We start from the raw sequence: 13357 nt of genomic DNA, 5'->3' as shown, positions 1-13357 counted from the left end.
TGGCGCAGTGTGCCCGTCGGGCGGGTCTGTGGCATCCCGGCGCGGGCGCAGACTGGTGGCGTGCTCCCCCTCGTCGCCCCGCCGGACGACGAGCGCGTGCTGCGCACCGTCTACCGGCCGCGGGCGCCCGTCGACGTCCGGCTGACCCTGTCGCCGCTGCGGCGCGGCGCGGGCGACCCGACCTGGGCGTCGACGCCCGACGGTGCACTCTGGTGGGCGACGTCGAACGCGGCCGGTCCGGCGACCCTCCACCTGCACGTCCGGCGGGACGGCGTGCACGCGACCGCGTGGGGTCCGGGGGCCGAGCGGGCGGTCGACGGCGTCCCGGCGCTGCTCGGAGCGGGCGACGACCCCACGGGCTTCCGGGCGGACCTGCACCCGCTCGTCCGCGAGGCGCACCGACGGCTGCCGGGCCTGCGGATCCCGCGGTCCGGCCAGGTGCTCGAGGCGCTCGTGCCCGCGATCCTCGAGCAGCGCGTCGTCGGGCTGGACGCCCGGGCGTCGTGGCGGCGGCTCGTGCTCCGGCACGGCACGCCGGCCCCCGGTCCCGCCCCGTCCGGGATGCGGGTGGCTCCGTCGGCGCCCGTGTGGCGTGACCTGCCGGTGTGGGAGTGGCGGCGCGCGGGCGTCGAGGAGGCACGGTCCGGGACCGTGCGCCGGGCGGCGACCGTCGCGCGCGGCCTGCAAGCAGGCGCCGACCTGCCGCTCGACGAGGCGCGACGGCGGCTGCTGACCGTGCGGGGCGTCGGCCCGTGGACCGTCGCGGAGGTCGCGTCGCGCGCGCTCGGCGACGCCGACGCGGTGTCGGTCGGCGACTTCCACCTCGCGCACCTCGTCGGGTGGGCGCTGACCGGACGACGGACGGACGACGCCGGGATGCTCGGGCTGCTGGAGCCGTGGCGCGGCCACCGGCAGCGCGTGATCCGGCTGCTCGAGATCACGCAGGCGTCCCGTGCGCCCCGGTTCGGGCCCCGCGCCCCGCGCGCCCGGCCGCTGGTGTGACGCACCCGCGCCGACACACCGTGGACGCGGGTGGCGGGCGCACCTCGCCGCGGGGGAAACTCGACGTCAGGACCGCCGGTCCCTCGACGACGAAGGAGCCCCCGCCATGACGTACCCCGTGATCGAGCCTCGCGACGAGCAGAGCAGCGAGTCGGCGGGCCGGGTGGTCGGGACGTTCTTCGCGTTCGTGTTCCTGATCGGCGGGTTCGTGCTGTTCGGCCTGTCGTTCAGCGGCGACGAAACCGTGTCGTGGACGTTCCTCGGGGCGATCGCGAGCATCACCCTCGCGTTCATGATCCCCACCACGATCCTGCCCGCGATCGAAGGCGAGTAGCCGGACCCGGTGCCGGCCCCGCTGAGCCTGCGCGACCTGCGGGCGGACTGCTCCCGCTGCGTCGCCCTGTGCTGCGTGGCGCTGCCGTTCGCGGCGTCCACCGACTTCGCGTTCGACAAGCCCGGCGGCGTCCCGTGCCGGCACCTGCGGCATGACGACGGCTGCGGCATCCACGCGCACCTGCGCGAGCGCGGCTTCCCGGGGTGCACGGTGTTCGACTGCTTCGGCGCGGGCCAGCACGTCACCCAGGGCACGTTCGAGGGCCGGTCGTGGCGGGACGGCCCGGAGGTCGCCGGGCAGATGTTCGCGGCGTTCGCGGTGGCCCGCCAGCTGCACGAGCTGCTCTGGTACCTCACGGACGCGCAGGAGCGCGACGCGACCCGCCCCCTGCACGACGACCTGGGCCGCGCCGTCGACGACGTGCGCGACCTCGCCGACCTCCCGGCCGACGAGCTCACCGGCCTGGACGTCGGCCCGCACCGGGAACGGGTGGGCGCGCTGCTGGCCGCCGCGAGCCGGCTCGTGCGAGCACCCTTCGCCGGCCCGGACCGCCGCCGCGCGGACCTCGTCGGCGCCCGGCTGGCCGGCGCCGACCTGCGCGCAGCGGACCTGCGGGGCGCGCTGCTGCTCGGCGCCGACCTGCGGCGCGCGGACCTGCGGGACGCGGACCTGCTCGGGACGGACCTGCGCGGGGCCGACCTGAGCGGCGCCGACCTCACCGGGTCGCTGTACCTGACCCAGCCGCAGGCCGCGGCCGCACGCGGTGACGCGACGACCCTGCTGCCCACGCGGGTGACCCGCCCCGCCCACTGGGCCTGACGGCCCTCACCGGCGCGGCACGACGAGCTCGGCCCGCAGACCGCCCAGCTCCGACACCCCGAGCAGCACGTCGCCGGCCTGCTCCCGCGCGACCTCCCGCGCGATCGCGAGCCCGAGCCCGCTCCCGCCCGCCTCACGCTCGCGGGCGTCGTCGAGCCGCACGAACCGTTCGAACACCCGCTCCCGGTCCGCCTCGGCGATGCCCCGGCCGTCGTCCTCGACCACCACCGCACCGTCGGCGACCGTCACCAGCACGCGCGTCGCCGCGTGCCGGGCGGCGTTGTCGACGAGGTTGCGGACGACCCGGCCGAGCGACGCGGCCTGGCCGAGCCCCGCACCCGACCCGACCACCGTCACCGGCGCGCCGGTGCGCGGCATCGCGGCGACGTCGCGGGCCAGCGAGCCCAGGTCGACGTCCGTGCGCACGGTCGGGGCGGACCCGACCCGGGCGAGCAGCAGCAGGTCGTCGACGAGGGCCTGCATCCGCAGGACCTCGCGCTCCAGGTCGGCGGCTAGCTCACCCGTCCCGTACGACTCCGGGTGGGCGCGGGCGACGTCGACCGAGGTGCGCAGGGCGGCCAGCGGCGAGCGCAGCTCGTGGGCGGCGTCGGCGACGAACGTGCGCTGCCGGGCGGCCGACGTCTCCAGCCGGTCGAGCATCTCGTTGAGGGTGCGGGCCAGGGCGGCGATCTCGTCGTCGGCGTGCGGCACCGGCAGCGAGCCGGGCCCGCCGCTGCGGGCGACCTCGGCGGCGGCCCGGCGCATCTGGTCGACGGGACGCAACGCCCTGCCGAGCACCACCCAGATCGTCCAGGCGAGCAGCAGCGTCAGCACGGGCACCACCACCACGAGCGACAGCCGCAGCGCGCGGACCAGCCCGCGGACCTCGCCGAGGGGCACGCTCGCGACCACCGTCGCGGGCTCGCCCCGGAACGTGGTGGCCCGGGCGGCGACGAGGGCCTCCTGGTCGTACCCGGTCGCCGCCGTGGTGACCGCCACCCCGTCGCCCGCCGGCCGCAGGTCGGCGAGGGGGCCCGCGTCGAGCAGCGGCAGCGTCGCGCTCGCGTTCGGCGACGTCGCGAGCACGTGGCCGTCCGCGTCGAGCAGCTGGGCGATCTCGCCGGGCTCCTGCACGGGCAGCGTCGACGGCAGCCGGTCGCCCGCCGCGAGCTCCGCCACCGTGGCCGTCCGGGCCGTGACCACGTCGTGCAGCGCGGCGACCCGGCTCGTCGAGAGCACCGTCGTCAGCGCCACCGCACCCGCGACGAGCGCGGCGCACAGCAGCCCCGACGTGAGGACCGTGAGGTGCAGCCGCAGCGACCGGCCCCGCCAGCCGGGCCCGCGCGGGCGCACGCTCACCCGGCGACGCGGTAGCCGGCGCCCCGCACGGTCGCCACGGTCTGCCGCCCGAGCTTGCGCCGCAGGTACCCGACGTACACCTCGACGACGTTGACGTCCTCGCCGGTGCCCTCCCACACGTGGTCGCGCAGCTCGACCTTCCCGACGACCCGGTCGGCGTGCCGCATGAGGTACTCCAGCAGCGCCAGCTCACGGACGGTGAGCGCGACCGGCCTGCCCGCCTGCGTGACGGTCCGGGCGGACGGGTCGAGCTGCACGTCCCCGACCTCGAGCACCGCGGGCCGGGCCTGCGACGGGCGGCGCACGAGGGCCCGCAGCCGGGCGACGAGCACCACGAACGAGAACGGCTTCGTCAGGTAGTCGTCCGCACCGACGTCGAGGCCGTCCGCGACGTCGTACTCGCCGTCCTTCGCGCTGAGCATGAGCACCGGTGTCCAGACCTCGCGCTCCCGCAGGGCCGTCACGACGTCGTAACCGTGGCGCCGCGGGAGCATGATGTCCAGGACGATCGCGTCGTACTCGTGGTCCGTCGCGAGCTGGAGGCCGGTCTCGCCGTCGAACGCGACGTCGACGGCGAACCCCTCGGCGCTCAGCCCGCGGTGCAGCGCGCGCACGAGCCCGCGCTCGTCGTCCACCACCAGAACCCGCACGTGAGCAGCATCCCACCCGGATCCCACCCGCTCGTGCCCCCGACCCGGACACCCTCTCAGCGTGGCCTCAGGGGCCGCGACGCAGCATGGAGCCATGACCGAGACATCGCCTCTCCCCCCGTCGCCGCGGCGCACGCTGTCGGCCCGCGCCCGCTGGGCGTTCCCCGCGGTCGTCGCCGTCGGCGTCGGTGCCGCGTTCGCCGCCCCGCCCCTGCTCGCCTCCGCGGACAGCAGCGGGCTCCCGCCGGTCACGCCGGAGGAGCTCGTCGCCGCGGTCGCGGCCGCGCAGCCGCAGGCGCTGTCCGGCACCGTCGTGTACACGGCCCGGCTCGGGCTGCCGTCGCTCCCGTTCGGTCCCGAGACCGCGGACCCGGTGAACCTGCTCGACGGCTCCTCGACGCTGCGCGTCTGGACGGACGGCGGCGAGCGCAGCCGGGTGTCGCTGCTCGGCGACATGTCGGAGTTCTCCGTCGTGCACGACGGACCCGAGGTGTGGACGTACGCGAGCTCGGACGACGCGGTCGTGCACTACACCGTGAGCGACGCGGACCGGGCGCGCTACGAGTCGCTCAAGGACGACGCCGCGGCCGGCCAGGTGCCGGGCGGCGCGGACCTGCCGACCCCCACGGAGGCCGCCCAGCAGGTGCTCGACCAGGCCGAGCAGCTCTCCCACGTCTCGCTCGACGCCGAGAGCACCGTCGCCGGCCGCGGCGCGTACCAGCTCGTCGTCACACCGAAGACGCCCGGCACGCTGGTGGCCCGCGTCGTCGTCGCGATCGACGCCCAGACCCAGACCCCGCTGCGGGTCCAGGTGTGGAGCACCCAGGACGCGCAGACCCCGGCGCTCGAGGTCGGCTTCACCGACGTCACGTTCGCGACGCCGTCCGACTCGGTCCTGGCGTTCTCCGCACCGGCGGGCGCGACCACGACGGAGAAGGTCGTGACGCTGCCGACCGACGAGCAGATCGCGGCCGACCACGCCGCCGGCGCCGACGGCGAGCTGCCCGAGGGCGTGACCGTGTCCGGCACCGGGTGGGCGACCGTCGTGCAGGCGACCGGCGTGGACGTGCCCGGCCTGGTCGCCGGCGACCCGTCGGCGCTCGCCGCGGTGCCCAGCGGGCACCCGACGATCGGGTCGGAGAGCGCGCAGGGCCTGCTCGACCAGTTCGGGCCGCAGGACGGCGCCGGCCCCGCGAGCAAGTTCCAGGGGCTCGACCCCGCCGCCCTCTACGACTCGCTCACGACGAAGGTCCCCGAGGGACACCTCATCAGCTCGGCGTTGCTGAGCGTCCTGATCACCGACGACGGCCGCGTGCTGGCCGGGGCGGTGCCGGCCGCGACGCTGCAGGCGATGGCGTGAGCACAGGCGTGCTCGACCCCGCACGGGTCGGCCAGGGGTCCGGTGACGACACCGGGCCCCTGGCCGTGCGCACCGACGGGCTGACGAAACGGTTCCGGTCCGGGCAGGTGGCCGTCGACGACCTCGCGCTGCGGGTGCCGCGCGGGGCCGTGTACGGCTTCCTCGGCCCCAACGGCTCCGGGAAGACGACGACGATCCGGATGCTGCTCGGCCTGGTGCGCCCCACGGGCGGGCAGGCGTGGCTGCTCGACCAGCCGATGCCGGACGCCGGCGCCGCGGTGCTGCCCCGCGTCGGCGCGCTCGTCGAGGGGCCCGCCTTCCACCCGTACCTCAGCGGCCGCGCGAACCTCGACCGGCTGGCGGCGGTCGACGCCACCGCCGACCCGCGGACCGCCGCGCGCCGGCGCGACGAGGCGCTCGAGCGGGTCGGGCTCGGCGCCGCGGCGGAGAAGCGGTTCCGGCAGTACTCGCTCGGCATGAAGCAGCGCCTCGGGCTGGCGGCGGCCCTGCTGCAGCCCCGCGAGCTGCTCGTGCTCGACGAGCCGACCAACGGGCTCGACCCGCAGGGCACCCGCGAGGTGCGCCACCTCGTGCGCGAGCTCGCCGACGCCGGCACGACGGTGCTCGTCTCGTCGCACCTGCTCGCCGAGATCGAGCAGGTGTGCACCCACGTCGGGATCATGAGCCGCGGGCACCTCGTGCTGCAGGGCGCCCGGTCCGTGCTCGCCGAGCGCGGGCAGGCCCGGGTGTCCGTCACGACGACCACTGGGCACGTCGGCGCCGCCGCCCGCGTGCTGCGCGGGCTGGGCCTGGAGGAGCCGGTCGTCGACGGCCTGCGGCTCGACGCCCCCGTCGACGGGCTCGCCCCCGAGGACGTCTCGGCGGCGCTGGTCCGCGCGGACGTGCCCGTCGTGGGGTTCGAGGTGCGGCGGCCCAGCCTCGAGCAGGTCTTCGTCGAGCTCACCGGGGAGGGCTTCGATGTCGCACGCTGAGACCATGGTCGGCGCACCCGTGCAGGTCCGCGGCGCGTTCGGGCGGCTGCTGCGCAGCGAGCTGCGCCTCCAGCTCGGGCGCCGCCGCAACCTCGTGCTGCTCGCCGGGCTCGCGGCCGTGCCGCTGCTGCTCGGGCTCGTCCTGTTCCTCACGCGGGACACCGACCTCGCCGGGCAGGGTCCCGGGTTCGTCGGCAAGGTCACCGAGAACGGGATCTTCCTCGTCGTCGCGTCGATCTTCGTGTGCCTGCCGTTCCTGCTGCCGCTGACCATCGGGATCGCGTCCGGTGACGCGGTCGCGGGCGAGGCGTCGGCGGGGACGCTGCGGTACCTGCTCGTGGTGCCGGTCGCGCGGACCCGGCTGCTCGTCGTCAAGGCGCTCGCCGCGCTCGCGTTCGCGGGCTCGGCCGTGCTCGCGATCGCGGTCGTCGGCCTGGTGGCGGGTGCGGCGTTCTTCGGGCTGCACGACGTCGTCCTGCTGTCCGGCGACACCGTGCCGCTCGGCGTCGGCGCCGTGCGCATCGCGGGGGTCGTCGCCTACGTGGCGCTGTCGATGACGGGGCTCGTCGCCGTCGGGCTGTTCTACTCGACCCTCACCGAGGTGCCGGTCGGGGCGATGGCCGCGACCGTCGTCACCGCGATCGTCTCGGGCGTGCTCGACACCCTGCCGGCGCTCTCGGCGATCCACCCGTGGCTGCTCACCCACCACTGGCTCGACTTCGCGGAGTTCCTGCGGATCGAGCCCGACTGGCAGGTCGTCGCCGGTGGCCTCGGCGTGCAGGCGGCCTGGGTGGCGGTGTTCTCGGCGCTCGCGTGGGCGCGGTTCACGACGGCGGACGTGTCGTCCTGAGCCGGGCTCAGACCACCCAGTCGGAGGCGACGAGGAGCACGACGTCGACGGCGGCGACCGCGATCGCCGCCGCGAACGGCAGCCTGCTCCGTGTCGCCCGGAGCGCCACGAGCGTGCCCGTCACGGCCAGCACGGCCGCCCCGACGAGCGCCGCCACGGCCGCCGGCGTCGGGCGGCCAGCGGGGGCGACGACGACGAGCAAGGTCGCGGCCAGCAGCGTGCCCGTGGCGAGCACGCTCGTGCCGGTCCGGCCGAGCCGGTGCCCCGCACCGCGCACCCCCGTGCCCTCGTCGTCCTCCAGGTCGGGCAGGACGTTCGCCAGGTGCGCGCCGACGCCGAGCAGCGCACCGCCCGCGACCGCCCACCAGGACGCGGCGGGCGCCCCGGGCAGCGCGAGCGCGACGACCATCGGCAGCAGCCCGAACGAGAACGCGAACGGCGCCCAGGACCAGGCGCTGCTCTTGAGGCGCACGTTGTAGGACCAGGCCGACGCGACGGTCGCGACGTTGAGCAGCCCGGCACGCCACCCGAGCGTCGCGGACAGGACCACGCAGGCCGCCGCCGCCGCCCACGCCGCCGCCCGCACGGCGCGCACCGGCAGCCGACCCGCGCCCACCGGCTTGTCGGTGCGGCCGACGGCGGCGTCCCGGGCCGCGTCGACCCAGTCGTTCGACCAGCCGATCGACAGCTGCCCGGCGAGCACCGCGAGCGTGACGAGCGTCGCCGTCCGGGCCGGCGCACCCGCGCCGAGCGCCATCGCCGCCGCGAAGAGCGTGACCGCGACCGTCGGTCCCGGGTGGGACGCGAGCGCGAGCTCGACGGCCGCACGCCGCGGTCGCACGTCCACCTCGCTCACGCGCCCACCTCCCCGGACCGCGCCATCGTCGCAGGTGCGCGACCTGCCCGGACAGGCCCGGCGAACGGGCGACGGAACCGGACGTGCGTGACACGATGCCCCCATGGCGCGGATCGCCTCGATCGCCCCCGTCCTTCCCCCGCACTCGTACCCGCAGTCCGACATCACCGCCACGCTCGCCCCCCTGCTCACCGCGGACCCGCGGCGACGGGCGGTCATCGAGCGGGTGCACGCCGGCACCGGGATCGCGACGCGGCACACGGCGCTGCCGCTCGACGCGTACGCCTCGCTCACGTCGTTCGCGGACGCCAACGACGCGTTCCTGCGCGAGGGCCTCGCCCTGGCGGGCACCGCCTGCCGCGCGGCGCTCGCGGGCGCCGGCCTCGCGCCGGCCGACGTCGACTTCGTGCTGTTCACCTCGATCACGGGGATCGGTGCCCCGTCGCTCGACGCGCTGCTCGTCGAGCACCTGGGCCTGCGGAACGACGTGCGCCGGATCCCCGTGTTCGGGCTGGGGTGCGTGGCCGGGGCGGCGGGGATCGCCCGCGTCCGGGACTACCTGCAGGGGCACCCGCACGACGTCGCGCTGCTGGTGTCCGTCGAGCTGTGCTCGCTGACGCTGCAGCGCGGGGACGACTCGATGGCGAACGTCGTCTCGAGCGGCCTGTTCGGGGACGGTGCGGCCGCCGCCGTCATGGTGGGGTCCGCCCGGGCGCAGGACGTCGGCGGCGTGGACGTCGTCGACAGCCGCAGCGCGCTCTACCCGGACACGGCGGGGATGCTCGGCTGGGACATCGGCGGCAGCGGGTTCCGCATCGTGCTGGCCGCGAGCCTCGCCGACGTCGTCGAGCGTCACCTCGGCCCCGACGTCGTGGACCTGCTCGCCGCGCACGGCCTCAAGGTGAGCGACGTGGACACGTGGGTGGCGCACGCCGGCGGCCCGCGGATCCTGGAGGCGGCCGCCCGGTCGCTCGACGTGCCCGAGGGGGCGTTCGCCGCGAGCTGGGAGTCTCTGTCCCGGGTCGGCAACCTGTCGTCCGCGTCGGTGCTGCACGTGCTGGCGGACCGGCTGCGGGACGGCGGCGCCGTCCCCGGGTCGGCGGGGGTCGTGTTCGCGTTCGGGCCGGGCGTGAGCGCCGAGGCGGTCCTGCTGCGGTGGCCGGAGGAGGTCGCGTGACCTGGTACGACGCGCTCGTGCTCGCCGTGGGGTTCGAGCGGCTCGCCGAGCTGGTCGTCGCGTCCCGGAACGCGCGGTGGGCGTTCGCGCGGGGCGGTGTCGAGACGGGCGCCCGGCACTACCCGCCGATGGTGGCCCTGCACACCGGCCTGCTCGTGGCGTGCGTCGTGGAGGTGCACGTCGCCGACCGGCCGTTCCTTCCGGTGCTCGGGTGGACCGCGTTCGCGGCCGTGCTGGCCGCCCAGGCGCTGCGGTGGTGGTGCATCGCGACCCTCGGGCCGCAGTGGAACACCCGGATCATCGTGGTGCCCGGCGCCGACCTGGTGCACCGCGGGCCGTACCGGTGGCTGCGGCACCCCAACTACGTCGCGGTGGCCGTCGAGGGCGCCGCGCTCCCCCTGGTCCACACCGCGTGGGTCACGGCGCTCGCGTTCACGGTGCTCAACGCCGTGCTGCTGCTCGGTTTTCGCATCCCGGCCGAGGAGCGCGCCCTGCGCGCGGCCGAGCCCGCCGGCACATGAGGACCGACGCGGACGTGCTCGTCGTCGGCGGCGGGCCCGTCGGGCTGGCCGCCGCGATCGAGGCGCGGCTCGCGGGACTGTCGGTCGTCGTCGTCGAGCCGCGCGCCACGCCCGTCGACAAGGCGTGCGGCGAGGGGCTGATGCCCGGCGCGGTGGCGGCGCTCGCACGTCTCGGGGTGCATCCCGAGGGCCACGTGCTGACCGGGATCCGGTACGTGTCGGGCGACCGGGTCGCCGACCACCTGTTCGCCACCGGCCCGGGCCTGGGCGTGCGGCGCACCACCCTGCACGCCGCGCTCGCCGCACGGGCCGACGAGCTGGGCGCGACGGTGGTCGCCGGTCGCGCGGAGGTCGTCCACCAGGACCGGGACGGCGCGACCGCCGCGGGGGTGCGCGGCCGGTGGCTCCTCGCGTGCGACGGCCTGCACTCCGTGGTCCGCCGCCAGGCCGGGCTCGACGCCCCGAACAGCCAGGCGCGCGCCCGGCGGCGGTACGGCGTCCGCCGGCACTTCCGGGTGCAGCCGTGGTCGGACCTCGTCGAGGTGCACTGGGGCCGCACGACGGAGGCGTACGTGACGCCGGTGTCCGACGACGTCGTCGGGATCGCGCTGCTCGGCCCGCCGCGCACCGACGTCGACCGCACGCTCGACGCGATGCCCGCGCTGCGCGAGCACCTGGCCGGCGCACCCGTGCTGGGTCCCACCCGCGGCGCGGGTCCGCTCCGGCAGCGCACCACCGCCCGCACGGCGGGACGGATCCGGCTCGTCGGCGACGCGTCGGGATACGTCGACGCGCTCACCGGGGAGGGCCTGCGGGTCGGCCTGGCGCAGGCGCACGCGGCCGTCGTCACGCTCGGCGCGGACGTCGCCCGGTCCAACGCGGCGTACGAGCGGGCGTGGACGGCGGCCACCCGGGACTACCGGCTGATCACGGCCGGCCTGGTGTCCGCCGCGGGCTCACCGGTGCGCGGCGGGATCGTGCCGCTCGCGGCCGCCCTCCCGGCGCTGTACGGCGCGATCGTCGAGCGCCTCGCCCGCTGAGCGGACGCGCGTCAACCGCACCGGTCTCACGAGGGACAATGGAGCACTCCCGACCGACAGGACCTCTGCCGTGAACCAGCCCCGCATGAACGTCGAGTCCTTCAACCTCGACCACCGCACCGTCGCCGCCCCGTACGTCCGCCTCGCCGACACCAAGGTGCTGCCCGCGGGCGACGTCATCCAGAAGTACGACGTGCGGTTCACGCAGCCGAACGTGGCGCACCTCGAGATGCCCACCGTGCACTCGCTGGAGCACCTGTTCGCGGAGCACTCCCGCAACCACTCGGACCGGGTCGTCGACTTCTCGCCGATGGGCTGCCAGACGGGCTTCTACCTGATCCTGCAGGGCGAGTGGGCGTACGACGACGTCCTCGACCTGGTGCAGAGCACGCTGCAGGACGTCACGACGGCCACCGAGGTGCCCGCCGCGAACGAGGTGCAGTGCGGCTGGGGCGCGAACCACACGCTCGCCGGCGCGCAGGAGGCGGCTCGGACGTTCCTCGCCGCGCGCGACGAGTGGAGCCAGGTGACCGCGTGATCGCCGTCGACGCCGTCATCGTCACGGCGATGGCCGACGAGGCCGCGCCGTTCGCCGACCGCGCGGACTTCGTCGGTCCCGCGACCCGGGTCGGTCACGCCGAGCACCGGATGGCGACGCTCGCGGGGCGCCAGGTGCTCCTCGTGACGTGCGGCATCGGTCTGGTGAACTCCGCGACGGCCGCGGCGGTCGCGATCAACGCCACCCACCCCCGCGCCCTGGTGAGCGCGGGCTCGGCCGGGGGCGTCGGGGTCGACGTCCGGGTCGGCGACGTCGTCGTCGGGTCCGAGTACCTGTACTCCGGGGCCGACGCCCGGGCGTTCGGCTACTCGCTCGGCCAGGTGCCGGGGATGCCCGAGGTGTACGCCGCCGAGAAGGCGCTGCACGACGCCGCCGCGACCGCGTCCGTCGACCTGACCGTGCTCTCCGGCACCGTGCTGTCCGGGGACGCGTTCATCGACGCGAGCCGGGTGGACCGGATCCGTGCGGCGTTCCCCGGGGCCCTCGCGACCGACATGGAGTCGGCGGCGCTCGCGCACACCAGCCACCTGTACGGCGTGCCGTTCCTGTCGGTCCGCGGCATCTCCGACCTGTGCGGGCCCGTCGCCGGGGAGGACTTCCTGGCGCACGTCGACGACGCGGCGGACCGGTCCGCGGCGGTCGTCGTCGAGGTGCTGCGCTCGCTCGAGGTGACCGGCTAGCACGACCGGTCGTGCCGTCGCGGCGCCCTCAGGACGCCTGCGTCGCGCACACGACGCCGACGCACTGCGGCGACCTGCCGTTGCCCCGTGCCGTGTTGCCCCCGAGGTCGACGGCGCCCGGCGCGTAGATGCCCCAGCCGGTGTTCCGTCGTGCGGTGTTGCCACCGAGCTGGAGGCCGGGTGCGTCCACGTCCGACAGGATCCCGTCGCCGTTGGCCCGGAACACGTTGTCCCGCAGCACCACGCCGGCCCCGGCGACGGTGAGGTGGAACCCGATCCCGTTGGACGTGAACGTGTTCCGCTCGAACGTCCCGATGCCGACGTCCATGAGCACGCCCGTGCCGCTCCCGGTGAACGTGGAACCGCTCACGGCGACGTCGGAGTCCCACGAGGCGGTGACGGCGACGTCTCCGCCGGCGAACCGGCTGTCGGCGATCGTCACCGCACCGAGGTTGGTGTGCGTGACCCCCAGGGTGTTGTCGACGAACGTGCTGCGCGCCACCGTCGCCCAGGCCTCGTACACCCGCAGGGCCGTGGCGTTGCCCTCGAACCGGGAGCGATCGATGTCGACGGATGAGAACCCCGCCGACCAGGCGCCGACCCCGTTGCCGACGAACGTCGACCGGTCGACCTTCGCCCCGGTCTGCCAGCCGGCGACGAGGCCCTCGTCGTTCCGGTCGAACGTCGAGCGGACGACCGTGGTCGGCTTGACGTACTCGCCGGTGCCGTCCAGCCCGGTCGTGTCCAGTCCTCGGTGGTTGTCCCGGAAGGTCACCCGCTCGACCGTGAGAGGACTGCCGACACCTTCCCACTCGCCCTCCAGGAGGGTCGCGATGCCGGTGCCCCACCCGGCGACCGTGCCGTTCCTCACGACGACCGGCCCGAACGCCGAGACCGACAGGCCGGTCCCCGTCCTCGACCCGGACAGGGTGTGCCCGCGCAGGTTCAGGGTCACGCCCGGCGCCAGGGTCAGCCCGTCGCCCGGGCACGCGAGGTCCCGCCGGAGGGACGTGTCGACGGTCAGCGTCGTGCCGCACGCGGGCTCGGGCGGGTAGGCGCCCGCGGGTGCGGCGAGCGCGGTGGTCATCGCGGCGGCAGCCACCACGACAGGCATGACGAGCACGGACAGACGCATCGCTTCCCCCGTTGAGCGTTCGT

General features: G+C 75.9%; 15 protein-coding genes. 11 read left to right on the top strand and 4 right to left on the bottom strand.

Translation table 11 applies throughout. The features are described 5' to 3' along the window. Window positions 1-60 precede the first annotated feature (60 nt). The 3 genes from Cch01nite_RS17555 to Cch01nite_RS17545 all read left to right on the top strand — a co-directional run bounded on the left by Cch01nite_RS17555 (window position 61) and on the right by Cch01nite_RS17545 (window position 2155). Window positions 61-1002 (top strand): DNA-3-methyladenine glycosylase family protein, encoded by a 942-nt coding sequence (locus tag Cch01nite_RS17555; protein WP_239070897.1) that lies wholly within the window; start codon window positions 61-63, stop codon window positions 1000-1002. A 106-nt stretch (window positions 1003-1108) separates the two neighbouring features. Next, entirely contained in the window at window positions 1109-1336 is a 228-nt protein-coding gene (locus tag Cch01nite_RS17550; RefSeq protein ID WP_203757786.1) for a hypothetical protein, read from the top strand. A 9-nt stretch (window positions 1337-1345) separates the two neighbouring features. Beyond that, entirely contained in the window at window positions 1346-2155 is an 810-nt protein-coding gene (locus Cch01nite_RS17545) for a pentapeptide repeat-containing protein (protein ID WP_239070895.1), read from the top strand. Between the two features lie 6 nt (window positions 2156-2161). Here the strand turns inward: Cch01nite_RS17545 and Cch01nite_RS17540 are convergent, their stop codons facing one another. Further along, entirely contained in the window at window positions 2162-3514 is a 1353-nt protein-coding gene (locus Cch01nite_RS17540) for a sensor histidine kinase (protein ID WP_203757785.1), read from the bottom strand. Beyond that, entirely contained in the window at window positions 3511-4164 is a 654-nt protein-coding gene (locus Cch01nite_RS17535; RefSeq protein WP_203757784.1) for a response regulator transcription factor, read from the bottom strand. The genes Cch01nite_RS17540 and Cch01nite_RS17535 overlap by 4 nt, the downstream gene beginning before the upstream one ends. A 94-nt stretch (window positions 4165-4258) precedes the next feature. Here Cch01nite_RS17535 and Cch01nite_RS17530 point away from each other — a divergent pair, with 94 nt between their 5' ends. From Cch01nite_RS17530 to Cch01nite_RS17520, 3 genes are read left to right on the top strand one after another with little or no spacing between them, the layout of a single operon-like run. Continuing rightward, window positions 4259-5524 carry a LolA-like protein gene (locus tag Cch01nite_RS17530; protein ID WP_203757783.1) on the top strand — a complete coding sequence of 422 codons (1266 nt, stop codon included), beginning with the start codon at window positions 4259-4261 and terminating at the stop codon, window positions 5522-5524. Continuing rightward, window positions 5521-6516: an ABC transporter ATP-binding protein gene (locus tag Cch01nite_RS17525; protein WP_203757782.1), complete on the top strand. Its 996-nt coding sequence runs from the start codon at window positions 5521-5523 to the stop codon at window positions 6514-6516. The genes Cch01nite_RS17530 and Cch01nite_RS17525 overlap by 4 nt, the downstream gene beginning before the upstream one ends. Window positions 6517-6520: 4 nt before the next feature. Continuing rightward, window positions 6521-7366, top strand: coding sequence for an ABC transporter permease (locus Cch01nite_RS17520; protein WP_239070889.1), 846 nt, complete (start codon window positions 6521-6523; stop codon window positions 7364-7366). A gap of 7 nt (window positions 7367-7373) precedes the next feature. On the opposite strand, the gene Cch01nite_RS17515 is transcribed toward Cch01nite_RS17520, so the two are convergent. Continuing rightward, a complete protein-coding gene (locus tag Cch01nite_RS17515) occupies window positions 7374-8222 on the bottom strand; it encodes a UbiA family prenyltransferase (RefSeq protein WP_239070887.1) in 849 nt (282 codons plus the stop codon). 103 nt (window positions 8223-8325) lie between these two features. Between Cch01nite_RS17515 and Cch01nite_RS17510 the strand changes: the two genes are divergently transcribed. The 5 genes from Cch01nite_RS17510 (at window position 8326) to mtnN (ending at window position 12199) form a co-directional block, all read left to right on the top strand. Next, a complete protein-coding gene (locus Cch01nite_RS17510) occupies window positions 8326-9399 on the top strand; it encodes a type III polyketide synthase (protein WP_203757779.1) in 1074 nt (357 codons plus the stop codon). Continuing rightward, window positions 9396-9920, top strand: a complete 525-nt coding sequence (locus tag Cch01nite_RS17505) for an isoprenylcysteine carboxyl methyltransferase family protein (protein WP_203757778.1) — start codon at window positions 9396-9398, stop codon at window positions 9918-9920. Before Cch01nite_RS17510 ends, Cch01nite_RS17505 begins: the two co-directional genes overlap by 4 nt. After that, on the top strand, window positions 9917-10960 hold the full coding sequence (locus Cch01nite_RS17500; RefSeq protein WP_203757777.1) for an NAD(P)/FAD-dependent oxidoreductase: 1044 nt from the start codon (window positions 9917-9919) through the stop codon (window positions 10958-10960). Before Cch01nite_RS17505 ends, Cch01nite_RS17500 begins: the two co-directional genes overlap by 4 nt. Window positions 10961-11045: 85 nt before the next feature. Further along, complete coding sequence (locus Cch01nite_RS17495; protein ID WP_203757776.1) at window positions 11046-11498, top strand: S-ribosylhomocysteine lyase; 453 nt, start codon at window positions 11046-11048, stop codon at window positions 11496-11498. Then, window positions 11495-12199, top strand: coding sequence for a 5'-methylthioadenosine/S-adenosylhomocysteine nucleosidase (gene mtnN / locus Cch01nite_RS17490; protein ID WP_203757775.1), 705 nt, complete (start codon window positions 11495-11497; stop codon window positions 12197-12199). The genes Cch01nite_RS17495 and mtnN overlap by 4 nt, the downstream gene beginning before the upstream one ends. A gap of 28 nt (window positions 12200-12227) precedes the next feature. On the opposite strand, the gene Cch01nite_RS17485 is transcribed toward mtnN, so the two are convergent. After that, window positions 12228-13334, bottom strand: coding sequence for a right-handed parallel beta-helix repeat-containing protein (locus Cch01nite_RS17485; RefSeq protein ID WP_203757774.1), 1107 nt, complete (start codon window positions 13332-13334; stop codon window positions 12228-12230). Window positions 13335-13357: the final 23 nt, after the last annotated feature.

Origin of the sequence: Cellulomonas chitinilytica (assembly GCF_016862675.1) — a bacterium.
In the GTDB taxonomy this organism is placed as follows: domain Bacteria; phylum Actinomycetota; class Actinomycetes; order Actinomycetales; family Cellulomonadaceae; genus Cellulomonas; species Cellulomonas chitinilytica.
This window is presented reverse-complemented; position numbering and strand designations above follow the sequence as displayed.